This is a genomic window from Streptomyces sp. NPDC001450 (assembly GCF_053597295.1).
In genome coordinates this window covers 18,351-41,589 of sequence record NZ_JBSFHY010000017.1, presented here as the reverse complement: position 1 = coordinate 41,589, position 23,239 = coordinate 18,351, and the positions used below count along the sequence as shown (strand labels likewise).

Annotated in this window: 21 protein-coding genes; 3 read left to right on the top strand and 18 right to left on the bottom strand. The window is 70.4% G+C overall.

All coding sequences use genetic code 11. The features are described 5' to 3' along the window. Positions 1–18: 18 nt before the first annotated feature. The 3 genes from ACWC5O_RS20230 to ACWC5O_RS20220 form a co-directional block, all read right to left on the bottom strand. Complete coding sequence (locus tag ACWC5O_RS20230; RefSeq protein ID WP_450588651.1) at positions 19–675, bottom strand: vitamin K epoxide reductase family protein; 657 nt, start codon at positions 673–675, stop codon at positions 19–21. 210 nt (positions 676–885) lie between these two features. Next, complete coding sequence (gene hisS, locus ACWC5O_RS20225) at positions 886–2,148, bottom strand: histidine--tRNA ligase (RefSeq protein ID WP_450588649.1); 1,263 nt, start codon at positions 2,146–2,148, stop codon at positions 886–888. Positions 2,149–2,161: 13 nt separating this feature from the next. Next, on the bottom strand, positions 2,162–2,869 hold the full coding sequence (locus ACWC5O_RS20220) for an MBL fold metallo-hydrolase (RefSeq protein WP_450588647.1): 708 nt from the start codon (positions 2,867–2,869) through the stop codon (positions 2,162–2,164). 178 nt (positions 2,870–3,047) lie between these two features. On the opposite strand from ACWC5O_RS20220, the gene ACWC5O_RS20215 reads away from it, so the two are divergent. Together ACWC5O_RS20215 and ACWC5O_RS20210 are read left to right on the top strand one after the other, a co-directional pair. Then, positions 3,048–3,872: a peptidylprolyl isomerase gene (locus tag ACWC5O_RS20215; protein ID WP_450588645.1), complete on the top strand. Its 825-nt coding sequence runs from the start codon at positions 3,048–3,050 to the stop codon at positions 3,870–3,872. Positions 3,873–4,026: 154 nt separating this feature from the next. Next, positions 4,027–5,256 carry a DUF349 domain-containing protein gene (locus ACWC5O_RS20210; RefSeq protein WP_450588643.1) on the top strand — a complete coding sequence of 410 codons (1,230 nt, stop codon included), beginning with the start codon at positions 4,027–4,029 and terminating at the stop codon, positions 5,254–5,256. A 71-nt stretch (positions 5,257–5,327) separates the two neighbouring features. Here ACWC5O_RS20210 and ACWC5O_RS20205 read toward each other — a convergent pair whose 3' ends face one another. From ACWC5O_RS20205 to pgsA, 15 genes are all read right to left on the bottom strand, one after another. Then, positions 5,328–7,838: a RelA/SpoT family protein gene (locus ACWC5O_RS20205; RefSeq protein ID WP_450588641.1), complete on the bottom strand. Its 2,511-nt coding sequence runs from the start codon at positions 7,836–7,838 to the stop codon at positions 5,328–5,330. A 260-nt stretch (positions 7,839–8,098) separates the two neighbouring features. Continuing rightward, a complete protein-coding gene (locus tag ACWC5O_RS20200; RefSeq protein WP_450588639.1) occupies positions 8,099–8,647 on the bottom strand; it encodes an adenine phosphoribosyltransferase in 549 nt (182 codons plus the stop codon). Beyond that, on the bottom strand, positions 8,644–9,753 hold the full coding sequence (gene secF, locus ACWC5O_RS20195; RefSeq protein WP_450588637.1) for a protein translocase subunit SecF: 1,110 nt from the start codon (positions 9,751–9,753) through the stop codon (positions 8,644–8,646). Before secF ends, ACWC5O_RS20200 begins: the two co-directional genes overlap by 4 nt. A gap of 3 nt (positions 9,754–9,756) precedes the next feature. Then, on the bottom strand, positions 9,757–11,532 hold the full coding sequence (gene secD, locus ACWC5O_RS20190; RefSeq protein WP_450588635.1) for a protein translocase subunit SecD: 1,776 nt from the start codon (positions 11,530–11,532) through the stop codon (positions 9,757–9,759). 140 nt (positions 11,533–11,672) lie between these two features. Beyond that, the gene (yajC, locus tag ACWC5O_RS20185) at positions 11,673–12,179 is read right to left on the bottom strand and encodes a preprotein translocase subunit YajC (RefSeq protein WP_450588633.1); all 507 of its coding nucleotides are present in this window, start codon (positions 12,177–12,179) and stop codon (positions 11,673–11,675) included. 176 nt (positions 12,180–12,355) lie between these two features. Beyond that, positions 12,356–13,429: a Holliday junction branch migration DNA helicase RuvB gene (gene ruvB, locus ACWC5O_RS20180; protein ID WP_450588631.1), complete on the bottom strand. Its 1,074-nt coding sequence runs from the start codon at positions 13,427–13,429 to the stop codon at positions 12,356–12,358. Between the two features lie 105 nt (positions 13,430–13,534). Continuing rightward, on the bottom strand, positions 13,535–14,140 hold the full coding sequence (ruvA, locus tag ACWC5O_RS20175) for a Holliday junction branch migration protein RuvA (RefSeq protein ID WP_450588629.1): 606 nt from the start codon (positions 14,138–14,140) through the stop codon (positions 13,535–13,537). Beyond that, positions 14,137–14,676, bottom strand: coding sequence for a crossover junction endodeoxyribonuclease RuvC (ruvC, locus tag ACWC5O_RS20170; RefSeq protein WP_450588627.1), 540 nt, complete (start codon positions 14,674–14,676; stop codon positions 14,137–14,139). Before ruvC ends, ruvA begins: the two co-directional genes overlap by 4 nt. Before the next feature lie 136 nt (positions 14,677–14,812). Next, positions 14,813–15,565, bottom strand: a complete 753-nt coding sequence (locus ACWC5O_RS20165; RefSeq protein ID WP_450588625.1) for a YebC/PmpR family DNA-binding transcriptional regulator — start codon at positions 15,563–15,565, stop codon at positions 14,813–14,815. Positions 15,566–15,613: 48 nt separating this feature from the next. Continuing rightward, entirely contained in the window at positions 15,614–16,219 is a 606-nt protein-coding gene (gene pdxT / locus ACWC5O_RS20160) for a pyridoxal 5'-phosphate synthase glutaminase subunit PdxT (RefSeq protein WP_450588623.1), read from the bottom strand. Between the two features lie 13 nt (positions 16,220–16,232). After that, on the bottom strand, positions 16,233–17,138 hold the full coding sequence (gene pdxS / locus ACWC5O_RS20155) for a pyridoxal 5'-phosphate synthase lyase subunit PdxS (protein WP_450588621.1): 906 nt from the start codon (positions 17,136–17,138) through the stop codon (positions 16,233–16,235). 115 nt (positions 17,139–17,253) lie between these two features. Further along, positions 17,254–17,796: a hypothetical protein gene (locus tag ACWC5O_RS20150; RefSeq protein WP_450588619.1), complete on the bottom strand. Its 543-nt coding sequence runs from the start codon at positions 17,794–17,796 to the stop codon at positions 17,254–17,256. 49 nt (positions 17,797–17,845) lie between these two features. Then, positions 17,846–19,006, bottom strand: coding sequence for a glycosyltransferase family 4 protein (locus tag ACWC5O_RS20145; RefSeq protein WP_450588617.1), 1,161 nt, complete (start codon positions 19,004–19,006; stop codon positions 17,846–17,848). After that, entirely contained in the window at positions 19,003–19,911 is a 909-nt protein-coding gene (locus tag ACWC5O_RS20140) for a phosphatidylinositol mannoside acyltransferase (RefSeq protein ID WP_450588615.1), read from the bottom strand. The genes ACWC5O_RS20145 and ACWC5O_RS20140 overlap by 4 nt, the downstream gene beginning before the upstream one ends. Next, a complete protein-coding gene (gene pgsA, locus ACWC5O_RS20135; RefSeq protein WP_450588613.1) occupies positions 19,908–20,582 on the bottom strand; it encodes a phosphatidylinositol phosphate synthase in 675 nt (224 codons plus the stop codon). Before pgsA ends, ACWC5O_RS20140 begins: the two co-directional genes overlap by 4 nt. A gap of 283 nt (positions 20,583–20,865) precedes the next feature. Between pgsA and ACWC5O_RS20130 the strand changes: the two genes are divergently transcribed. Further along, a complete protein-coding gene (locus tag ACWC5O_RS20130) occupies positions 20,866–23,064 on the top strand; it encodes an elongation factor G-like protein EF-G2 (RefSeq protein WP_450588611.1) in 2,199 nt (732 codons plus the stop codon). Positions 23,065–23,239: the final 175 nt, after the last annotated feature.

The window sequence follows — 23,239 nt, the reverse complement described above, 5'->3', positions numbered from 1 at the left end:
ACAACCCGGCCGGGGATGTCAGCTGGTCCAGAAGTCCCACCAGCGGGTCAGGATCAGCATGCCGATGATCCCGACGTGCAGGACCGGCACGACCCAGGTGAACTCGCCGAAGAAGGACTTCAGCCAGCGCGGGGCGGGCAGGAAGTCGTTGCGGATGTTGAACGAGGTCACGTACCAGAACATGATGATCGTCGCGACCCAGGCCAGCGAGCACCACAGGCACAGCGCGTTGATCCGGTACAGCGACTGGAACATCAGCCAGGCGCAGAAGCTCACGCCGAAGAGCGTGCCGAAGTTGAAGGTGAGCCAGTACCAGCGCGGGAAACGGGCGCGGGCCAGCAGGCTCACGCCGACGCAGATGACGATGCCGTAGCAGACCAGGCCGAGCATCGGGTTGGGGAAGCCGAAGGCGGCGGCCTGCTTGCTCTCCATGACGCTGCCGCAGGAGACGACCGGGTTGAGGCTGCACCCTGGGGTGAACGTCTTGCCCGCGACCTTGGCTTCCAGCAGCTTGAACTTGTCGATCGTGATGACCCAGGCGGCGAGCAGTCCGGCGGCGCCGGTGATCACCAGCAGCAGGGCGAAGGCGCGGCTGCCGCCCACCGTGCCGGGTGCGTCGACGGCACGCTCGGGTCCGGGCTCCGTGGAGACGTCTTTGACTGTCGTCTTGCTCATCACGCCGATTCCGTCACTTGAGAGTTGGACCATCTTCGGGCACCGGTCATTGTGCCGCACACACCTGGGTGCGCACCGTTCGCTCCGCATAAGGATGTACGTACGACCGGCCCCGCCTGTTCGGTTCCGGACAGCACCACTGCGCAACAACGACAAAGGCGCCGGACGCCCCCGGGAGGCATCCGGCGCCCACGCGCGCGTGTTGTGCGGCTAGCCGAGCCGCGACTGCAGCTCGGCCACGATGTCGTTCACGCCGACCGCCGTCTGCTCGCCGGACTCCATGTCCTTGAGCTGGACGACGCCCTCGGCGAGGTCGCGCTCGCCTGCGACGATCGCGTAGCGGGCCCCGCTGCGGTTGGCGTTCTTCATGGCGCCCTTCAGGCCCTTGCCGCCGTAGGAGAAGTCCGCCGCGACGCCGGCCTTGCGCAGCTCGGTGACCTTCGCGAACAGGACCCGGCGGGCCTCCTCGCCGAGCGGCACCGCGTAGACGCTGGTCGAGGACGGGATGTCCAGCTCCACACCCTCGGCCTCCAGGGCGAGGACCGTGCGGTCGACGCCGAGGGCCCAGCCGACGGACGGCAGCGCGGGGCCACCGATCATCTCGGACAGTCCGTCGTAGCGGCCGCCGCCGCCCACCGCGGACTGGGAGCCCAGGCCGTCGTGCACGAACTCGAAGGTGGTGCGGGTGTAGTAGTCCAGGCCGCGGACCAGCTTCGGGTCGTCCTCGAAGGACACGCCCGCCGCGGAGATCAGCTCGCGGACCTCCTCGTGGTACGTCTTGCACGCGTCGCACAGGTAGTCACGCAGGAGCGGGGCACCGCCCAGCTGCTTCTGGACCGACTCCCGCTTGTCGTCGAGCACGCGCAGCGGGTTGATCTCGGTGCGGCGCTGCGTGTCCTCGTCGAGGTCCAGGCCGCGCAGGAAGTCCTGCAGCGCGGCCCGGTAGACCGGACGGCACTCCTTGTCGCCCAGGCTGTTCAGCAGGATGCGGAAGTTGCTGAGGCCCAGGGAGCGGTACGCCTGGTCGGCGAGGATGATCAGCTCGGCGTCCAGCGCGGGGTCCTCGGCGCCGATCGCCTCGGCGCCGACCTGGGAGAAGTGACGGTAGCGGCCCGCCTGCGGCTGCTCGTAGCGGTAGTACGAGCCCGAGTACCAGAGCTTGACCGGCAGGTTGCCCTGGCGGTGCAGGTTGGACTCAAGCGCGGCGCGCAGCACAGAGGCGGTGCCTTCGGGGCGCAACGCGAGCTTGTCGCCGCCCTTGGTCTCGAAGGCGTACATCTCCTTGGTGACGATGTCGGTCGACTCGCCGACGCCTCGCGCGAACAACTCCACGTTCTCGAAGCCGGGCGTCTCGACGTAGCCGTACCCGGAGTTGCGCAGCGGGGTCGCGATCGCCTCGCGCACCGCGAGGAACTTCGCGGAACGCGGCGGAATCAGGTCGTACGTGCCCTTGGGGGCCTGAAAGGTACTCACGGAAGCTCTCTCGTCACATTCCTCGTCGGGGAGCCTGGGAGGCTCCCTGGCCGGCCGCCACCTGCCGCAGATAGGGGTTGGTGGCGCGCTCCTGGCCGATGGTCGTCTGGGGGCCGTGGCCGGACAGCACCACGGTGGAGTCCTCGAGCGGCAGGCACACGCGGGCCAGCGAGTCGAGCATGTCCTCCATGGAGCCACCCGGCAGATCGGTGCGTCCGATGGAGCCGGCGAACAGCAGATCCCCGGAGAAGAAGACCGGGGGGATGTCCGCGGTCTCGGGCATCTGGAAGGTCACCGACCCCCTGGTATGGCCCGGTGCGTGCGCGACGGAGAACTCCAGCCCGGCGAGCGCGAGCCTGGCGCCGTCGGTCAGCTCCTTGACGTCGTCGGGCTCCCCCACGGTCAGCTCGCCCATCAGCGGCATGCCGATGGACCGGCCGAGCGCCCTCTCGGGGTCGCTCATCATGTACCGGTCCTCGGGGTGGATCCAGGCCGGTACGTCGTGCGCGCCGCACACGGGGACGACCGAGGCCACATGATCGATGTGGCCATGGGTGAGGACGACGGCGACGGGCTTGAGCCGATGCTTCTTCAGCGCTTCCTCGACGCCCTGGGCGGCCTGGTGGCCCGGGTCGATGATCACGCACTCCTCACCGGCGGCGGGGGCGACGAGATAACAGTTCGTCCCCCAGGCCCCGGCGGGGAACCCGGCAATGAGCACGATCGTCCTTCGTTGTGTCGATACGGGAGGGCTTACGGGCCGCGGCCCGTGGCCCAGAGCCTACCGGCGCTGCCGTTTCCTCAGCGAACCCATATACGGTACGGGGCTACACGCAGCTGTCGGCTCACAGGTCGCACGCGTACCGGTCGACACACGACACGCATGAGGAGAGAACCCGGTGGTCAGCCAGGAGCAGCGGCGGCGTCAGCTCGCCCGGGAGAAGTTCTTGCGGCAGCAGCAGCGGCGCACCAGCGCGCGGCGCAAGGCAAATATGCGCAACTCCGTGATCGCGTCGGTGCTGGGCGTGGTCGTGATCGGCAGTGTCGCGCTGTACACGACCGGTGTGCTGAAGAACGACGACGACAAGAAGACCAACGCGAGCGCCGACGTCACGCCGAGCGCCGCGCCGACCAGCAAGGCGCCGGATCCGTGCGAGAAGCCGGCCGCGGGCTCCATCGCGAAGGAGACCTGGAAGAAGGAACCGGCGATGTCGATCGACACGTCGGCGAAGTACACGATGAAGCTCGCGACGACGTGCGGTGACATCGGCATCGCGCTGAAGTCGTCGGCCGCGCCGCACACCGTGAACTCGTTCGACTTCCTGGCGGGCAAGGGCTTCTTCGACCACACCAAGTGCCACCGCCTGACCACGAACGGCATCTACGTGTTGCAGTGCGGCGACCCGACAGGCCTCGGCAGCGGCGGCCCGGGCTACACGATCCCGGACGAGAACCTGAAGGACGCGAGCCTGAAGGGGAACAAGTACCCGGCGGGCACGGTGGCAATGGCCAACACCGGCCAGAAGCACACCGGCGGCAGCCAGTTCTTCCTCGTCTACAAGGACAGCCCGCTGCCGCCCAGCTACACGCCGTTCGGCACGATCGACGCGGCGGGTCTGAAGGTGCTGGACAAGATCGCGGCCGCGGGCGAGAACACGGGTGCCGGTGACGGTGCCCCGAACGCTACGGTCGTGATCAACAAGGCGACGGTCACCAAGTCCTGACGCCGCACCGACGCTCAACACGGCCAACTGCGGAATTTCGGTCGCGCTGGATGCGGACAGGCAACCCGCTGGTCGCCTATGTTGGCCGTGACGAAACTGTGGACGATGCCCGGGGGCGCCGAGGCCCCCGCGGGCATCATGTGGAGGAGGCGCTGTGAGCAGCGACCCGTGGGGCCGCGTCGACGAGACGGGGACCGTGTACGTGCGTACGGCCGACGGCGAGCAGGTCGTCGGTTCCTGGGCGGCCGGCTCCCCTGAGGAGGCGCTTGCCTACTTCGAGCGCAAGTACGAGGGCCTGGTTGTCGAGATCGGCCTCCTCGAGAAGCGAGTGCAGACGACGGACCTGTCGGCGAAGGACGCCCAGACCGCGATCGACCACCTGCGCGAGCAGGTGGACGCGCACCACGCGGTGGGCGACCTGGAGGCGCTGCGGACCCGTCTCGACAAGCTCGTGGCGACGGTCGACGCCCGGCGCGAGGAGCGCAAGGCGCAGCGGGCCAAACAGTCCGACGAGGCCCGCAAGGCCAAGGAGGACCTGGTCGCCGAGGCCGAGCAGCTGGCGCAGTCCGACCAGTGGCGCGCCGCCGGTGAGCGGCTGCGGGCGCTGGTGGACACCTGGAAGGGGCTGCCGCGGCTGGACCGCAAGTCCGACGACGAGCTGTGGCACCGCTTCTCGCACGCCCGGTCGGCGTTCTCCAAGCGTCGCAAGGGCCACTTCGCGCAGCTGGACGCGCAGCGCGAGGAGGCACGCAAGACCAAGGAGCGGCTGGTCGCCGAGGCCGAGTCGCTGTCCGGTTCGACGGACTGGGGTCCGACGGCGGCGCGCTACCGCGAGCTGATGGCGGAGTGGAAGGCCGCGGGCCGCGCCCAGCGCGAGCATGAGGACGACCTGTGGAACCGCTTCCGCGGCGCCCAGGACGTGTTCTTCGCCGCCCGCAGCTCGGTCTTCGCCGAGCGGGACGCCGAGCAGGCGGAGAACCTGAAGCTCAAGGAGGAGCTGGCCGAGGAGGCCGAGAAGATCCTCCCGGTCACGGACCTCAAGGGCGCCCGGGCCGCGTTCCGCTCGATCAACGAGCGCTGGGAGGCCATCGGTCACGTCCCGCGGGACGCGCGGCCGAAGGTCGAGGGCCGGATGCACGCGGTCGAGCGGGCCATCCAGGAAGCCGAGGAGGCCGAGTGGCGCCGGACCAACCCGGAGGCGCGCGCGCGTGCCGAGGGGCTGACCGGTCAGCTGCAGGCCGCCGTGGACAAGTTGAGGGCGCAGATCGAGCAGGCGCGCGCCCAGGGCAACAACGCCAAGGCCGACAAGCTGGAGCGTGAGCTGGAGGGCCGTCAGGCGCTCCTGGACCAGGCTCTGAAGGGCCTGCAGGAGTTCGGCGGCTGATCCACCCCCCGCTTCGTACCGAGAAGGGCCCCGTACGTGACGTACGGGGCCCTTCCTCGTGCGTGGGTGTCCTACGACCGGTTGCGCGCCGAGGTAACGCGGTAGACGTCGTACACGCCCTCCACGCCCCGTACGGCCTTCAGGACGTGGCCGAGGTGCTTCGGGTCGCCCATCTCGAAGGTGAAGCGGGAGGTGGCCACACGGTCGCGGGAGGTCTGGACGGCCGCGGAGAGGATGTTGACGTGCTGGTCGGACAGGACGCGGGTGACGTCCGACAGCAGGCGGGAGCGGTCCAGGGCCTCGACCTGGATGGCGACGAGGAAGACCGAGGACTGGGTGGGCGCCCACTCGACGTCGAGGATGCGCTCCGGCTCACGGGACAGTGACTCCACGTTGACGCAGTCGCTGCGGTGAACCGATACACCGCTACCCCGCGTGACGAAGCCGATGATCGGGTCGCCGGGAACGGGCGTGCAGCAGCGGGCCAGCTTGACCCACACGTCGTCGACGCCCTTGACCACGACGCCGGGGTCGGTGCTGGAGCGGCGCTTGCGGCCGCGGGTGCGGGTCGGCGGGACGGCCTCGTCGATCTCCTCGGTGGCCGCCTCCTCGCCGCCGAGCGCCTGGACGAGCTTCTGCACGATGTTCTGCGCGGAGACATGGCCCTCGCCGATCGCCGCGTACAGCGCGGAGATGTCGGAGTAGCGCATCTCGTGCGCGAGCGTGACGAGGGAGTCGCCGGTCAGGATGCGCTGGATCGGCAGGTTCTGCTTGCGCATGGCACGGACGATGGCGTCCTTGCCCTGCTCGATCGCCTCGTCGCGGCGCTCCTTGGAGAACCAGGCCCGGATCTTGTTGCGGGCGCGCGGCGACTTGACGAACCCGAGCCAGTCGCGGGACGGACCCGCGCCGGGCGCCTTGGAGGTGAAGACCTCCACCAAGTCGCCGTTGTCCAGGGTGGATTCGAGCGGTACGAGCCTGCCGTTGACCCGCGCTCCTATGGTGCGGTGACCGACCTCGGTGTGGACCGCGTACGCGAAGTCGACCGGGGTGGCGCCGGCCGGCAGCGCGATGACGTCGCCCTTGGGCGTGAAGACGAAGACCTCGTTGCGGGACAGGTCGAAGCGCAGGGACTCCAGGAACTCGCTGGGGTCCTCGGTCTCCTTCTGCCAGTCCAGCAACTGGCGCAGCCACGCCATGTCGTTGATGGCGTCCTTGTCCTTGCCGGACGCCTTGGGCACGTCGGTACGGACCTTGGAGGCGCCGGCGACGGCCTCCTGCTTGTACTTCCAGTGCGCGGCGATGCCGTACTCGGCGCGGCGGTGCATGTCGAAGGTGCGGATCTGCAGTTCGACGGGCTTGCCGTTGGGTCCGATGACCGTCGTGTGCAGCGACTGGTACATGTTGAACTTGGGCATCGCGATGTAGTCCTTGAACCGGCCGGGGACCGGATTCCATCGCGCGTGCACGGTGCCGAGTGCGGCGTAGCAGTCCCTGACCGTGTCGACCAGGACACGGATTCCCACCAGGTCGTAGATCTCCGCGAAGTCGCGGCCGCGGACGATCATCTTCTGGTAGACGCTGTAGTAGTGCTTCGGGCGTCCGGTGACGGTCGCCTTGATGCGAGCGGCGCGCAGGTCGGCCTGGACCTCGTCGGTCACTATGGCGAGGTACTCGTCCCGCTTGGGCGCCCGCTCGGCGACGAGCCGCACGATCTCGTCGTACATCTTGGGGTAGAGGATCGCGAACGCGAGGTCCTCCAGCTCCCACTTGATGGTGTTCATGCCCAGGCGGTGGGCGAGCGGCGCGTAGATCTCCAGCGTCTCGCGCGCCTTCTTCTCCTGCTTCTCGCGCTTGAGGTAGCGCATGGTGCGCATGTTGTGCAGGCGGTCGGCGAGCTTGATCACCAGGACCCGGGGGTCCTTGGCCATCGCCACGACCATCTTGCGCACGGTCTCGGCCTGCGCGGCCTCGCCGAACTTGACCTTGTCCAGCTTGGTGACGCCGTCCACCAGGAGGGCGACGACGTCGCCGAAGTCGCGGCGCAGGTCGTCCAGGCCGTACTCGGTGTCCTCGACGGTGTCGTGCAGCAGGCCCGCCATGAGGGTGGCCGGGTCCATGCCCAGCTCGGCGAGGATGGTGGTGACGGCGAGCGGATGCGTGATGTACGGGTCGCCGCTCTTGCGCTTCTGCCCCCGGTGCCAGCGCTCGGCGACCTGGTAGGCACGCTCGATCTGCCGGAGCGTCGAGTTCTCGATCTTCGGGTCGTTGCTGCGCACTATCCGCAGCAGCGGCTCCAGCACGGGGTTGTACGGGTTCGCGCGCTGGACGCCGAGGCGGGCGAGGCGGGCACGGACGCGGTTGGAGGAGCCGGTGCGGGCGGGCTGGCCGGTGGCGGGGCGCGCGGGCGGGGCCGGTTTGGGGCGGGCCACTTCGGCAGCCTTCTCCACGGGTGCGGGCGCGTGCTCGACCGCCCCGCGGGTGTCGTTCTTCGCGTGCGACACGTTCGGCGCGGGCTTGGCCGCGGGTGCCGAGGCGGGCTCGGGCTTGGCGGCGGTCAGTGGCTGGGCCTCGTCTGGCAAGAGGACTCCTCGTGCGCGATCCGGGTCCCCCGGTCAGGCTCCGGAGACCCCATGGTAGCGATCCTGCGCCCAGTCATCGCCTTCAGGCGGATGTGAGGACCGTCTACCCCTGAAACACGAGGGACGGCCGTGGGATTCCGGGAAGTGGCTTCGAGGTGTTTTCCCGGCCTGCGGCGCGGGTCCCGCACCGGAACGGCGACGGCCGCCCCGGTGGTGCCGGAGCGGCCGTGGAGCACAGGTGCTCGGTTACGTCAGACCTGTCAGATCTGGAGCAGCGCCGCCAGCGGTGCCCCGTTCAGCGCCGGCTCCAGACGGGCGCGACCGTCCAGGAAGCCCAGCTCCATGAGCACCGCGAGGCCGCAGACCTCGGCGCCCGCCCGGTGGATGAGCTGGATCGCGGCTTCGGCGGTGCCGCCCGTGGCGAGGACGTCGTCCACGATCAGCACACGGTCACCGGAGGACAGGTCCTCCGCGTGCACCTCGATCTGCGCCGAGCCGTACTCCAGGTCGTACGCCTGACGCAGGGTCGCCCCGGGGAGCTTGCCCGCCTTGCGTACGGGGATGAAGCCGAGGCCCGCGCGGACCGCGACCGGGGCACCCAGGATGAAGCCCCGCGCCTCCAGGCCGACGACCTTGGTCGCGCCGGTGCCGGCGGCGATCTCGGCCAGCGCGTCCGTGAGGGCCGTGAAGGCGGCCGGGTCCGCCAGGAGCGGCGTGATGTCCTTGAACATCACGCCCGGCTCCGGGTAGTCCGCGACGTCACGGATGCGGCTGAGCAGCAGCGTCGTGATCTCTGCGAGCTCGGTCACCGGCGCTTCCCGGAGGGTCGGCCGCGGCCCCGGCTGCGGGACGACGGCTGGTTGCGCGGACCCACCACGGCGGGGGCGGCGTCCTCGGGCTCGTCACCGGCGGCGGACCGCGCGTCCGCGAAGTCCTCCTCGGCGGCGGCCTGGGCGCGCTTGGCCAGGACCCGCTTCCGGAGCGCCTGCATCGCCGGCTCGCGTTCCTTGAGGTCGGCGACGAGCGGCGTGGCGATGAAGATCGAGGAGTACGCACCGGCCGCGAGGCCGACGAACAGCGACAGCGAGATGTCGTTCAGCGTGCCGGCCCCGAGGAAACCGCCACCGATGAACAGCAGACCCGCCACCGGCAGCAGCGCGACCACGGTGGTGTTGATGGAGCGGACCAGCGTGCCGTTGATCGACCGGTTGGCGATGTCGCTGTACGTCCAGCGGGTCTGCTTGGTGATGTCCTTCGTCTGCTCCTTGAGGCTGTCGAAGACGACGACCGTGTCGTAGAGCGAGTAACCGAGGATCGTCAGCAGACCGATGACGGTACCGGGCGTGACCTCGAAGCCGACCAGCGCGTAGATACCGGTCGTGATGGTGATGTCGTGGATCAACGCGACGAGGGCCGCGACGGCCATGCGCCACTCGAAGGCGATCGCCAGGTAGATCACCACGAGCACCATGAAGATCGCCAGGCCCTCCCAGGCCTTGTTGGCGATCTGCTCGCCCCAGCTCGGGCCGACCAGGTCGGCGGCGAGCTTCTCCGGGTCGAGGTTCAGGTCCTTGGCCAGCGTCTGCTTGATCTGGTCCGACTTGCCGGTGTCGATACCGGCGATCTGGATGCGCAGGCTGCCGTTGCCGAGCTTCTGGACGACCGCGTCATGGCCGGAGGCGGACTTCGCGTACTCCTCCGCCTTCGCGACCGACGTGCTCATCTTCGTCGGCGTGGTGAAGACCGCTCCGCCCTGGAACTCGATGCCCATGTTCAGGCCGCGCACCGCCAGGCCGAGGATGGCCGTGATGGTGATCAGGATGGAGATGCCGTACCAGATCTTGCGCTTGCCGACGAAGTCGTAGCTGATCTCGCCGCGGTGCAGTCGAGCGCCGAGGTTGCCGAGTTTCGACATCGCTCACGCCTCCTTCGGGTCGACAGGGCCGGCGGCGGGACCGGCGGGACGGCGGGTGCGGCGCAGCGGCGGCTTGGCACCCAGGCTCTTCGGGTCGAGGCCGGACCACTTGTGGCCGTTGGCGAAGAACTTGCGGCGGGCGAGCAGAGTCATCAGCGGCTTGGTGAAGAAGAAGACGACGACCACGTCGAGCACGGTGGTCAGGCCGAGCGTGAACGCGAAGCCCTGCACCTTGCCGACGGTCACGATGAACAGCACCGCGGCGGCGAGGAACGACACGAAGTCGGAGACGAGGATCGTGCGCCGGGCGCGCGGCCAGGCCCGCTCGACGGCGGGCCGCAGCGTGCGGCCCTCGCGGATCTCGTCCCGGATGCGCTCGAAGTACACGATGAACGAGTCCGCGGTGATACCGATGGCGACGATGGCACCGCAGACGGCCGGCAGGTTCAGCGCGAAGTGGATGGCCGGGCCGAGGAGCGCCATGATCACGTAGGTCAGGATCCCGGAGACCAGCAGGGAGGCCATGGCCACGATCGACAGACCGCGGTAGTAGGCGATCAGGTAGATCACGACCAGCGCGAGACCGATCGCGCCGGCGAGCAGACCGGCGTGCAGCTGGTCACCGCCGAGTGCGGCGGTCACCGTGGTGACGGTCTCCTCCTGGAACGACAGCGGGAGCGCACCGTAGGACAGCATGTTGGCGAGGCTCTGCGCCTCCTGCTGCGTGAAACTGCCGGAGATCTCCGCCTGGCCACCCGAGATGGCCGTCTGCACGAACGGGCTGGAGACGACCTGACCGTCCAGGACGATGCCGAACTCGTTCTGCGGGGGCTGGTTCTTGGCCAGCTCGCCGGTGATGTCCGCGAACTTCTTCGACCCGCTGGAGGTGAAGGTCATCTGGACCTGCCAGCCGGCGGCACCCTGGGTGTCGAAGACCGCCGCGGCCTTCTTGACCTCGGTGCCGTCCACGGCGGCCGGGCCGAGCAGGTACTTGTACCAGACCTTCTTGTTCTCACCGCAGGCCACGGTGGCCTCGCCGGGCTTGGCGTTCGTGCCGGCCTTGGCGCGCTCGGCGGGCTTGGAGCAGTCCAGCGCGGCGTACTGCGCCTGGAGCTTGGTGGTGTCGACGGTGCCGCCGGAGGACGACGCGGACGGGCTCGGCGAGGACGTGGCGCTCGGGGAGCCGGAGGACGACGGCGTGGCGTCGGCCTTCAGGGCGTCGGTGACCGCGCGCCCCTGCGAGGTGGCGGTGGCCGTCGGCGTCGGGGACCCGGAGGAGGACGAGGACGCCTTCTCCTTGGAGGAGGCGCTGCTCGACGGGCTCGGCGAGCTGCTGCTGCTGGGGGACGCGCTCGGCGAGGGGCTCGCGGCGGAGCCCGTGGGACCGCTGGCGAGCACCGGGCGGAAGTACAGCTTGGCGGTGGTGCCGACCTGCTGCTGGGCCTCCTTGGAGTTGGTGCCCTTGGGGATGTTCACGATGATGTGGTCGTTCCCCTGGGTCTGCACCTCCGCCTCGGAGACGCCCAGGCCGTTGACACGGCGGTTCATGATGTCGACCGCGGTGTTCATGTTGGCCGTGTTGATCGCGGACCCCTGGTCGGCCTTCGCCTTGAGCGTGATGCTCGTACCACCGGCGAGGTCGATGCCGAGACGCGGAGTCTTGTGCCCGGAGGCGAACATCCCTCCGGTCAGCGCCACGATGGCGATCAGGATGAGGGCCAGCGAGCGCCCTGGCTTGCTCTGGGCGCTCGCGCTCCGGCCCTTCTTAGGTGCTGCCACCTTCTCGTACTCCCTCTCGGGCCGCCCCGCGCACGGTCGGCGCGGTCGGCCATGACATGGTGTCGGGCTCCCGTGCGGAAAACAGACGCGCCCGGGGTGCGTGGGGTGCGGTCACCCCGCGCCCCGCACCCCGGACGTGACTACTTCGCGTCGGTGTCGCCGTCGGTCTTCTTCGGCTCTTCGTCCGCCTCGGCCTCGGGGGCCTCGGGGGCCTCGTCGGCCTTGTCCTCGGCGGCGTCCTTCTTACCAAGGTCGACGGCCTTGTCGTCGGAGGCGGCGGCAGCGGCGTCGGCAGACTCGTCGGTCTCGGTGAGGGAGGAGGCGTCGTCCGGGACGATGTCGGCGTCGGACTTCAGGTCGTGCTCGATGCCGTGGACGATGCGGTTGTACTCGTCGTCCGAGAGGACGGCGCCGATCGCGTTCTTGGCGAAGAGGAGGTCGACGCCCGGCCCGGCGTCGAGGAGGACGGTGTCCTCGTTGACCTCCTTGACCGTCGCGTACATCCCCCCGATGGTGCGGACACCGGAGCCGGGCTGCATCTCGTTCCGCATGTTGGCGGCCTGCTGCTGCTTCTTCTTGGCCGAGCGCGTCATCAGGAACATGGCCGCGATGAGCACGATGAAGGGGAGAAGGGTAAAGGCATTCACGGGACGGAATTTCCTTCGCGCGACCGCGCGGTGAGCGGCCTGATGGATGGGGGTTGGTCGGCGCCGCCCACAAAGGCGGCATCGGCGGAGTCTAAGCGAGTCCGCGTGCATGGAACAACGCTCAGCATGGCACCTGGGTTCCTGCCCCCGCCATTGCCCTCGCCGTCACGGCGCCGTCACGCCCCGAACAGGTCCTGTTGTCCGCTTCCCCCGGCTGACGAGCGGGGCGGGGTCATTCCGAGGTGCGTCCACGCCGCGGGAGTGGCGACCCGGCCCCGTGGGGTGCGGGCCAGCAGACCCTCCCTGACCAGGAACGGTTCGGCGACCTCCTCGACGGTCTCCCGCTCCTCCCCCACCGCGACGGCGAGCGTCGACAGGCCCACCGGACCGCCGCCGAACAGCTTCAGCAGCGCCTCCAGGACGGCCCGGTCAAGGCGGTCCAGGCCGCGCGCGTCGACCTCGTAGACGGCGAGGGCGGCCGCGGCGATCTCGCGGGTGATCACGCCGTCGGCCTTGACCTGCGCGTAGTCGCGCACGCGGCGCAGCAGGCGGTTGGCGATACGGGGCGTGCCGCGGGAACGGCCGGCGATCTCGGCTGCGCCGTCCGGCTCGATCTCGACGTCGAGCAGGTGCGCCGAGCGGTGCACGACGCGCTCCAGCTCGCCGGGCTCGTAGAACTCCATGTGCGCGGTGAAGCCGAAGCGGTCGCGCAGCGGGGGCGGCAGCAGGCCCGCGCGCGTGGTGGCGCCGACCAGCGTGAACGGGGGCAGCTCCAGGGGGATGGCGGTGGCCCCGGGGCCCTTGCCGACGATGACGTCGACGCGGAAGTCCTCCATGGCCATGTACAGCATCTCCTCGGCGGGCCGGGACATGCGGTGGATCTCGTCCAGGAAGAGGACCTCGCCCTCCTGGAGGGAGGAGAGGATCGCGGCGAGGTCGCCGGCGTGCTGGATGGCGGGGCCCGAGGTGATGCGGATGGGGGCGCCCATCTCGGCCGCGATGATCATCGACAGGGTGGTCTTGCCCAGGCCGGGCGCGCCGGAGAGCAGCACGTGGTCGGCGGTCGCCCCGCGCGCGCGTGCGGCGCGCAGGACCAGGTCGAGCTGTTCGCGCACCCTCTCCTGGCCGATGAACTCGCCGAGGTCCTTGGGGCGCAGGGCGGCCTCGACGGCCTGGTCCTCCCGGTCGGCGACAGAGCCCACCAGCCGCTCGGGGGCGGCGTCGGCGTCGGTCGTGTCGTCCCAGTTCACTGCGGTTCTCCTCGTGATGGCGCGCCGAGTCGGTCAGGTCGGCCGGGGGTCCGGGGGCGGTCCCCGGGAGAGCACAGCAGGTGATGTGCCTCGGGGTCCGGTGGGTCAGCGGGCGCGGTTCAGGGTCTGCAGGGCGGCCTTCAGCAGCTGGCCCACCTGGGGGGTGCCGCCCGCCGCCTCCGCCTGGGGTGCCACGGCGGTCACGGCTTCCTCGGCCTCGCGGGTGGCGTAGCCGAGGCCGATGAGGGCCGCGTGCAGCTGGTCGCGCCAGCCCTGGGTGACCGGGGCGCCGACCGCGGGGGCGCCGGTGGGGGCGCCGAGCCGGTCCTTCAGCTCGAGCAGCAGCTTCTGCGCGCCCTTCTTGCCGATACCGGGGACGGCGGTGAGGGCTTTCTCGTCAGCGGTGGCGACGGCGCGGCGCAGTGCGTCCGGCGTGTGCACGGCGAGCATCGCCTGGGCGAGGCGCGGTCCCACCCCGCTCGCGGTCTGCAGCAGTTCGAAGACCTGGCGCTCGTCGTCGTCCGCGAAGCCGTACAGGGTCAGCGAGTCCTCGCGCACGACCAGGGAGGTGGCGAGCTTGGTCTGCCGGCCCATGCGCAGGCCGGAGAGCGTGTTCGGGGTGCACTGGACGGCGATGCCGATGCCGCCCACCTCGACCACCGCGGAGTCGGGGGCGAGGGCGGCGACCGGGCCGCTCACGAACGCGATCATGCCGTACGGCCTTTCGTTGCGTGGAGTGTGTGCCGGGCGACGGCCTGCTGGAGCCGGTTCTGGGCGGGGGCGCGCCAGATGTGGCAGATGGCGAGGGCGAGGGCGTCGGCGGCGTCGGCCGGCTTGGGCGGGGCGCTGAGCCGCAGCAGGCGGGTGACCATGGCTCCGACCTGGGCCTTGTCGGCGCGGCCGCTGCCGGTGACGGCGGCCTTGACCTCGCTGGGGGTGTGCAGGGCGACGGGGATGCCACGCCGGGCGGCGCACAGCATGGCGACGGCGCTGGCCTGGGCGGTGCCCATCACCGTGCGCACGTTGTGCTGGCTGAAGACGCGCTCGACGGCGACGAACTCGGGCCGGTGCTCGTCCAGCCACTCCTCGATGCCCTGCTCGACGGCGAGCAGTCTGAGGCTCAGGTCGGCGTCCACGGGTGTCCGTACGACCCCGACGCCGAGCATGGTGAGCGGCCGGCCCGCGACCCCCTCGACCACGCCGACACCGCATCGCGTCAGTCCGGGGTCCACCCCCAACACGCGCACGCGCCCCTCCCTTCGACGGCCTGTTCGTGCAGGCTATCGGGTGCCACCGACAACGCCCCGCACCAAGGCCCGGCACGGCGACGGGCCGACGGGTTGTCCCGTCGGCCCGTGAGAACCCGCGAAGCCCGCGGCGGCGTTACGCGTCGACCTTCTCCATGATCTCGTCGCTGACGTCGAAGTTGGCGAAGACGTTCTGCACGTCGTCGCTGTCCTCGAGCGCGTCGATCAGCTTGAAGATCTTCTTGGCGCCTTCCTCGTCCAGTTCGACCTGGACGGACGGCACGAAGCTGGACTCGGCGGAGTCGTAGTCGATCCCGGCCTCCTGGAGGGCGGTGCGGACCGCGACCAGGTCGGTGGCCTCGCTGATGACCTCGAAGGTCTCACCGAGGTCGTTGACCTCCTCGGCACCCGCGTCCAGGACGGCACCCAGGACGTCGTCCTCGGTCAGCTCGCCCTTGGGGACGATGATGACGCCCTTGCGGCTGAACATGTACGACACCGAACCCGGGTCGGCCATGTTGCCGCCGTTGCGGGTCATGGCGACACGCACGTCGGAGGCGGCGCGGTTGCGGTTGTCGGTGAGGCACTCGATGAGCACCGCGACACCGTTGGGGCCGTAGCCCTCGTACATGATCGTCTCGTAGTCGGCGCCGCCGGCCTCGAGACCACCGCCGCGCTTGATCGCGGAGTCGATGTTCTTGTTCGGGACCGACTGCTTCTTGGCCTTCTGGACCGCGTCGTAGAGGGTCGGGTTTCCCTCGAGGTCGACGCCGCCCATGCGCGCCGCGACCTCGATGTTCTTGATCAGCTTCGCGAAGAGCTTGCCGCGCTTGGCGTCGATCACGGCCTTCTTGTGCTTCGTCGTGGCCCATTTAGAGTGGCCGGACATCTGCCTGTCTCCTTCGCGTAACCCGTCTCTGTATGAACGCCAGAGATCCTACAAGGACTCCGGTGTCCGGTTGGCGCGCACCATGTCGACGAACAGGGAGTGCACGCGGTGATCGCCGGTCAGTTCCGGGTGGAACGACGTGGCGAGCGCGTTGCCCTGGCGGACCGCGACGATGTGGCCGTCGTGCTCGGCGAGCACCTCGGCCTCGGCCCCCACGGACTCGACCCAGGGGGCGCGGATGAAGACGCCCTCTACAGGATCGCCCTCGACTCCCTTGACGTCGACCGCCGCCTCGAAGGACTCGTTCTGCCGTCCGAAGGCGTTACGGCGCACGATCATGTCGATGCCGCCGATGGTCTCCTGGCCCGAGCGCGGGTCGAGGATCTTGTCCGCGAGCATGATCATGCCGGCGCAGGTGCCGTAGACGGGCATGCCGTCGCGTACGCGCGCGCGGAGGGGCTCCATCACTCCGAAGAGGACGGCCAGCTTGGAGATGGTGGTGGACTCGCCGCCGGGCAGGACGAGACCGTCGACCTCGGCGAGTTCCTCGGGGCGCCGCACCGGCCTGGCCACGGCGTCGGCCGCGGCCAGGGCGATGAGGTGCTCCCGTACGTCGCCCTGGAGGGCCAGGACGCCTATGACGGGGGTGTTCATGTGTTCCGGTGCCTTACCAGCCGCGGTTCGCGTAGCGCTCGGTCTCGGGGAGGGTGTCGCAGTTGATGCCGACCATGGCCTCGCCCAGGTTGCGGGAGGCGTCCGCGATGATCTTCGGGTCGTCGTAGAAGGTGGTGGCCTTCACGATGGCGGCGGCGCGCTTGGCCGGGTCGCCGGACTTGAAGATGCCGGAGCCCACGAACACACCCTCGGCGCCGAGCTGGCGCATCAGGGCGGCGTCGGCCGGGGTGGCGACCCCACCGGCGGAGAAGAGGACCACCGGGAGCTTGCCCAGCTCGGCGACCTCCTTGACCAGCTCGTAAGGGGCGCGCAGCTCCTTGGCGGCGGCGTACAGCTCGTGGTTGTCGTAGCCGCGCAGGCGGGCGATCTCGTTCTTGATCTGGCGCAGGTGGCGGACGGCCTCGACGACGTTGCCGGTGCCGGCCTCGCCCTTGGAGCGGATCATCGCGGCGCCCTCGGCGATGCGGCGCAGGGCCTCGCCCAGGTTGGTGGCACCACAGACGAAGGGGGTGGTGAAGGCCCACTTGTCGGAGTGGTTGACCTCGTCGGCCGGGGTGAGGACCTCGGACTCGTCGATGTAGTCGACGCCGAGGGACTGCAGCACCTGGGCCTCGACGAAGTGGCCGATGCGGGACTTCGCCATGACCGGGATGGAGACGGCGTTGATGATGCCCTCGATCATGTCCGGGTCGGACATGCGGGCCACGCCGCCGTCCTTGCGGATGTCGGCCGGGACCCGCTCCAGGGCCATGACCGCGACGGCGCCCGCGTCCTCGGCGATCTTCGCCTGCTCCGGCGTGACGACGTCCATGATCACGCCGCCCTTGAGCTGCTCAGCCATACCGCGCTTCACGCGGGCGGTGCCGGTCTCGGGAGCCTGGTTGTCGGTGGTGGACACGGGTGACCTCACTGAAGTGAAAGAGGGTTTTCTGCTCCAGAGAGGAAACGTGAGTGGACCAGGCCACAGCAAGGGCCAATGGCAACCCGGTGGATCCTTTTGGCCCGCCGAGGGTTCAGGAGGCCCGCTCCACCAGGGCCGCGGGAGGCTCGTCGTCCATCTCGAAGGCCAGCGGGAAGGGAGCGTGGCCGGCCAGTCGGAACCAGCGCACCTTGCGGTGCTCCCGGAGCCTGCGGGCGGCCCCCACGGCGTCGTTGTGGAAGCGGCGGGCCATGGGGACCCGGCGTACCGCCTCGGCCAGCTCACAGGCCGCCGCCTCGCCGCCCGGGGCCTCCCGTACGGCCTCGACCTGCTGCGGATCCTCGAACACCGCGCGCAGCGCCTGGCTCAGCTCGCTCTCCGCCACCTCCCGCTGCTCCTCCTCGGCCTGCCGGGCGGCGTGCGCGGCCTCGTAGAGCACGATCGAGGCGGCCGGGTCCAGCACGCCCGAGGTCGCCAGTTCCTGCGTCACAGAGGCCCGCCGCAGCAGCTGCGCGTCCAGCGCGGCCCGCGCGGCGTCCATCCGCACGTGCAGCCGGTCCAGCCGTCCGGCCGTCCAGCTCAGGTACAGGCCGATGGCGACGAGCGCGACGAGGATCCAGATGAGGGTTGCGGTCACGGGCGAAGGTTAGTCGTCTCTGGAGGCCGGCCGGAGGCGGACCCTCGCCTCAGTCCCGCGCCAGCCCGAACCGTGCCCGCAGTCCCGTCCGCTCGTCCGTGGCCACCGCCGACGTACCGGTGGTGACCGTCTCGTACACCGACAGGATGTCCGCGCCGACGGTGGACCAGTCGAAGCGGCGGACGTGGGCGCTGCCCCGCTCGCGCAGTTCGGCCCGGCGGTCCGGGTCCGCCAGCAGGCGTACGGCCGCCTCGGCCAGGGCGTCCGCGTCCTCGTTGGCGAAGACCTCGCCGGCCGCGCCCTGGTCGAGGACCTGGACGAAGGCGTCCAGGTCGGAGGCGAGGACGGGGGCGCCCGCCGACATGGCTTCGACGAGGATGATGCCGAAGCTCTCGCCGCCGGTGTTGGGCGCGACGTACAGGTCGACGCTGCGCAGGAAGCGCGCCTTGTCCTCGTCGCTGATCATGCCGAGGAACTCGACGCGGGAGCGCAGCTCCTCGGGCAGGTCCTCGACGGCGGCCTCCTCGTCGCCGCGGCCCGCGACCAGCAGCCGCGTCTGCGGACGCGCGGCGAGGATCTTCGGGAGGGCAGCCATCAGGACCGGCAGGCCCTTGCGGGGCTCGTCGATCCGGCCGATGAAGCCGAGCGTGTCGCCCTGCCACTCGGGGTTCGGCTCGGCCTTGGCGAAGAAGTCGACGTCGACGCCGTTGGGGATGACCACCGCGTCGCCGCCCAGGTGCTCGACCAGGGTGCGGCGGGCGTACTCGCTGACCGCGATGCGCGCGCTGATCTTCTCCAGCGCGGCCTGCAGGATCGCGTACGCGGCGATCATGGCGCGCGAGCGGGGGTTGGAGGTGTGGAAGGTGGCCACGATGGGGCCCTGGGCCGCCCAGCAGGTCAGCAGGCCGAGCGACGGGGAGGTCGGCTCGTGGATGTGCACCACGTCGAACGCGCCGTCGTGCAGCCAGCGCCGCACGCGCGCGGCCGACAGGAAGCCGAAGTTCAGGCGGGCCACCGAGCCGTTGTACGGCACCGGGACCGCGCGGCCGGCCGAGACGACGTACGGCGGCAGCGGGGTGTCGTCGTCGGCCGGGGCGAGGACGGAGACCTCGTGGCCGAGGCGGATGAAGTACTCGGCGAGGTCGCGGATGTGGAACTGGACGCCACCGGGCACGTCCCAGGAGTACGGGCAGACGATCCCGATTCTCACGAGGGTCCCTTCGCGGGGTCGAGGTCGGCGAGCCACAGGCGCTGGAGCATGTGCCAGTCCTCCGGGTGGTCGGCGATCCCCTTGGCGAAGACGTCGGCCAGTGCCTGTGTCATGACAGACGTCTTCTCGGCCCGGGTACCTGACTCGGGTACCTCGATCGGGGGATGCACCTGGCCCTTCATGACGGGCGAGGCGTCGTACCAGAGTGTGACGGGCATCAGCAGCGCGCCCGTCTGCTGGGCGAGCAGGGCCGGGCCCGCGGGCATCCGGGTCCGCTCGCCGAAGAAGTCGACCTCGACGCCGGACGCGGACAGGTCACGGTCGGCGACCAGGCAGACCAGGCCGCCGTCACGCAGCCGCCGGGCCAGGGTGCCGAAGGCGGTGCCGCCGCTGTGCGGCAGGACCTCCATGCCAAGGCCCTCGCGGTACGCGACGAAGCGGTCGTAGAGCGTCTCGGGCTTCAGCCGCTCGGCGACCGTGGTGAACGGCGTCTCCAGCTTGGTGGTGACCCAGGCGCCGGCCAGGTCCCAGTTGGCCATGTGCGGCAGCGCGAGGATCAGGCCCCGGGGGGAGGCGATCCCGTCGGTCAGGAGGTGCACGTCCGTGCACTCGAAGCCCGTCCTCACGCGCTCGGCGCTCCAGGCGGGCAGCCGGAAGGACTCCATCCAGTAGCGCAGGTACGAGCGCATGCCCGCGCGGGAGAGTTCGGCGAGGCGCTCGGGGCCGGCGTCGGGCACCACGCGCGCGTAGTTCGCCTCCAGCCGCAGGACGCCCTTGCCACGCTGCTTCCAGGCGAGATCGGCGATGGACCGGCCGAGGCGGACCGCAACGGGTTCCGGAAGCTTCTTGACGGTGCTCCAGCCGAGGCCGTACAGCCCGTCGGTGAGCCGGTCGGCGGTGCTCACTTCGCCGCTTCCCTCCCCTGGGACACGTCCTGCTGCGCCGCGGCCTCCGCCTCGGCGGACTCGCGGCGGACGGTGACGACCCGCTGGACGAGGGTGACGAGGCTGCCCACGGCGACGATCCACAGGGCGATCGGGAGGAGGATCTGGATGCCCGGGACGCCGAACTTGTGGAGGCCGGCCAGACCGGCCGCCACCAGCGAGATCACCAGCCGCTCGGCGCGCTCGACGAGGCCGTTGACGGCGACCGGCAGTCCGATCGACTCGCCGCGCGCCTTGGTGTACGACACCACCTGGCCGCTGGCCAGGCAGAAGATCGAGACGGCGCACAGGGCGTTGTTGTCGCCGTTGCCCGCGTACCACAGGGCGAAGCCGCCGAAGATCGCGCCGTCGGCCACCCGGTCGAGCGTGGAGTCCAGGAAGGCGCCCCAGCGGCTGGAGCGGCCCAGCTGGCGGGCCATGTTGCCGTCGACCAGGTCGGAGAAGACGAACAGGGTGATCACGATCGTGCCCCAGAAGAACTCGCCCCGGGGGAAGAAGACCAGCGCGCCGGCGACCACACCGGCCGTGCCGATGAGCGTGACCGCGTCGGGGCTGACGCCGCGGCGGATCAGAAACGCGGCGAACGGTGTGAGGACACGCGTGAAGAATGCACGCGCGTACTTGTTCAGCATGGCCTTCCCGACGGTCGTGGCGCCGCGGCCCTGGTGGCCACCGGCTGGCCCATCGTAGTCACGCGTGCGCGTACGTGACGGGCGGGCACCCGCAGTCGTGCCGCGAGCCGGGTGCACACCCGCACGCGCGGGGGGCGCGCGGCGGGATCGACGTCCGTCGTATGGACGCAGCATGACGGGAGTGGAAAGCTCGAAGGACCGCGGGCGTCGCAGGAGCCGCCAGTGCACGCGGTGCCGCGTGTCCGCGCCCACAGTGACCTCACCGTCCACGGGAGGCAGGATCATGGGCGACAAGGCGCAAACACACCCCGGGGCCGCCGGCAGGGCAGTGGCGGCCGACCACCCCGCGTCCGTACGGAATGTGGTGCTGGTCGGCCACTCCGGTTCGGGCAAGACGACTCTGGTGGAGGCCCTCGCGCTGACCGCGGGGGCTGTCAACCGGGCGGGCCGCGTGGAGGACGGCGGCACCGTCTCCGACTACGACGAGATCGAGCACCGGCAGCAACGCTCGGTACAGCTCTCCCTGGCCCCGGTCGAGTGGGACGGGTTCAAGATCAACGTCCTCGACACCCCTGGGTACGCCGACTTCGTCGGGGAGCTGAGGGCCGGTCTGCGAGCGGCGGACGCGGCCCTCTTCGTCGTCTCGGCCTCGGACGGCGTGGACGGCTCGACCCGCATGGTGTGGGAGGAGTGCCAGGCCGTCGGCATGCCCCGCGCGATCGTGATCACGCACCTGGAGGCCGCCCGGGCGGACTTCGAGGAGATGACTCGGGTGTGCGCGGAGGCCTTCGGCGCCGACGACCCCGACGCCGTGCTGCCGCTGTATCTGCCGCTGCGCGGGCCGGAGGGCCCTGACGGGCACGCGCCCGTGACCGGGCTGATCGGGCTGCTGTCGCAGAAGCTGTTCGACTACGCGTCCGGGGAGCGCAAGGAGTCCGAGCCCGGCGAGGACCAGCTGCCGGGCATCGAGGAGGCCCGCAACCGGCTCATCGAGGGGATCATCGCCGAGAGCGAGGACGAGACCCTCATGGACCGCTACCTGGGCGGCGAGAAGATCGACGTCAAGACGCTGATCGACGACCTGGAGCGGGCCGTCGCGCGCGGCACCTTCTTCCCGGTCCTGGCGGCCGCCCCCGCCGCCGACGGCGCCCGGCAGGGCCTCGGCACGGTCGAACTGCTGGAGCTGATCACCGGCGGGTTCCCGACCCCGTTCGAGCACCCCATGCCCGGGGTCACCACCATCGACGGCAAGCCGCGCGAGCTGAAGGCCTGCGACCCGAGCGGCCCGCTGGTCGCCGAGGTCGTGAAGACCGCCTCCGACCCGTACGTCGGCCGGATCTCGCTGGTCCGCGTCTTCTCCGGCACCCTGCGCCCCGACGAGACGGTGCACGTCTCCGGGCACGGCCTGGCCGACCGCGGGCACGAGGATCACGACGTGGACGAGCGGATCGGCGCGCTGTCCACGCCCTTCGGCAAGCAGCAGCGCCCGGTGACGCACGCCGTCGCGGGCGACCTGGTGTGCGTGGCCAAGCTCGGCCGCGCCGAGACCGGGGACACGCTCTCGGCCAAGGACGACCCGCTCCTGATGGAGCCCTGGCAGATGCCCGACCCGCTGCTGCCGCTCGCCATCCACGCGCACAGCAAGGCGGACGAGGACAAGCTCTCGCAGGGGTTGAGCCGGCTGGTCGCCGAGGATCCGACGATGCGCCTCGAACAGAACCAGGACACCCACCAGGTGGTCCTGTGGTGCCTGGGCGAGGCCCACTCGGACGTCGCCCTGGAGCGGCTGCGCAGCCGGTACGGCGTCCAGGTCGACGTCGTCCCGCACCGGGTCTCCCTCCGGGAGACGTTCGCGACGAAGGCCGCGGGGCGCGGCCGGCACGTCAAGCAGTCCGGCGGGCACGGGCAGTACGCCATCTGTGAGATCGAGGTGGAGCCGCTGCCGGGCGGCTCGGGCATCGAGTTCGTGGACAAGGTGGTGGGCGGCGCCGTACCGCGCCAGTTCATCCCGTCCGTGGAGAAGGGCGTACGGGCGCAGGCCGCGAAGGGCGTGGTCGCCGGGTATCCGCTGGTGGACGTGCGGATCACGCTGCTGGACGGCAAGGCGCACTCGGTGGACTCCTCCGACGCCGCCTTCCAGACGGCGGGCGCGCTGGCCCTGCGCGAGGCCGCGGGCCAGACGCGGATCCATCTGCTGGAGCCGGTGGCCGAGGTGACCGTGCTGGTCACCGACGACTACGTGGGCGCGGTGATGAGCGACCTGTCGAGCCGGCGCGGCCGGGTGCTCGGCACCGAGCAGGTGGGCTCCGGACGGACCCTGGTCCGCGCCGAGGTGCCCGAGTTCGAGATCGGCCGCTACGCGATCGACCTGCGCTCCCTGTCGCACGGGACGGCGCGCTTCGACCGGGCGTACGCCCGGCACGAGCCGATGCCGCCGCAGATCGCCGAGCGGATCCGCGAACAGGCGGGCGAATCCTCGTAGTTCACCACCGGTCCGCGCCATGCGCCGGCGGGCGGCTTCGGCCGTCCGCCGACGCGGTGTCAGTGGCTGCGGATACGCTGATCACCTGATCACGGTGTGCGGAACTCGTGCGGTCGTGGCGTGTTATCGGCACGACGGGCTGTGCAACAGGTGTGCGGGGCAAGGAAGTCGGGAA

Coding starts and splice junctions, on each gene's coding strand:
- ruvA (WP_450588629.1), bottom strand. CDS start 14,140: ATGATCGCGTTCGTGAGCGGCCCGGTCGCCGCCCTCGCCCCCGACTCC.
- ACWC5O_RS20230 (WP_450588651.1), bottom strand. CDS start 675: ATGAGCAAGACGACAGTCAAAGACGTCTCCACGGAGCCCGGACCCGAG.
- ACWC5O_RS20165 (WP_450588625.1), bottom strand. CDS start 15,565: ATGTCCGGCCACTCTAAATGGGCCACGACGAAGCACAAGAAGGCCGTG.
- secF (WP_450588637.1), bottom strand. CDS start 9,753: ATGTCGAAACTCGGCAACCTCGGCGCTCGACTGCACCGCGGCGAGATC.
- pgsA (WP_450588613.1), bottom strand. CDS start 20,582: ATGCTGAACAAGTACGCGCGTGCATTCTTCACGCGTGTCCTCACACCG.
- ACWC5O_RS20130 (WP_450588611.1), top strand. CDS start 20,866: ATGGGCGACAAGGCGCAAACACACCCCGGGGCCGCCGGCAGGGCAGTG.
- pdxT (WP_450588623.1), bottom strand. CDS start 16,219: ATGAACACCCCCGTCATAGGCGTCCTGGCCCTCCAGGGCGACGTACGG.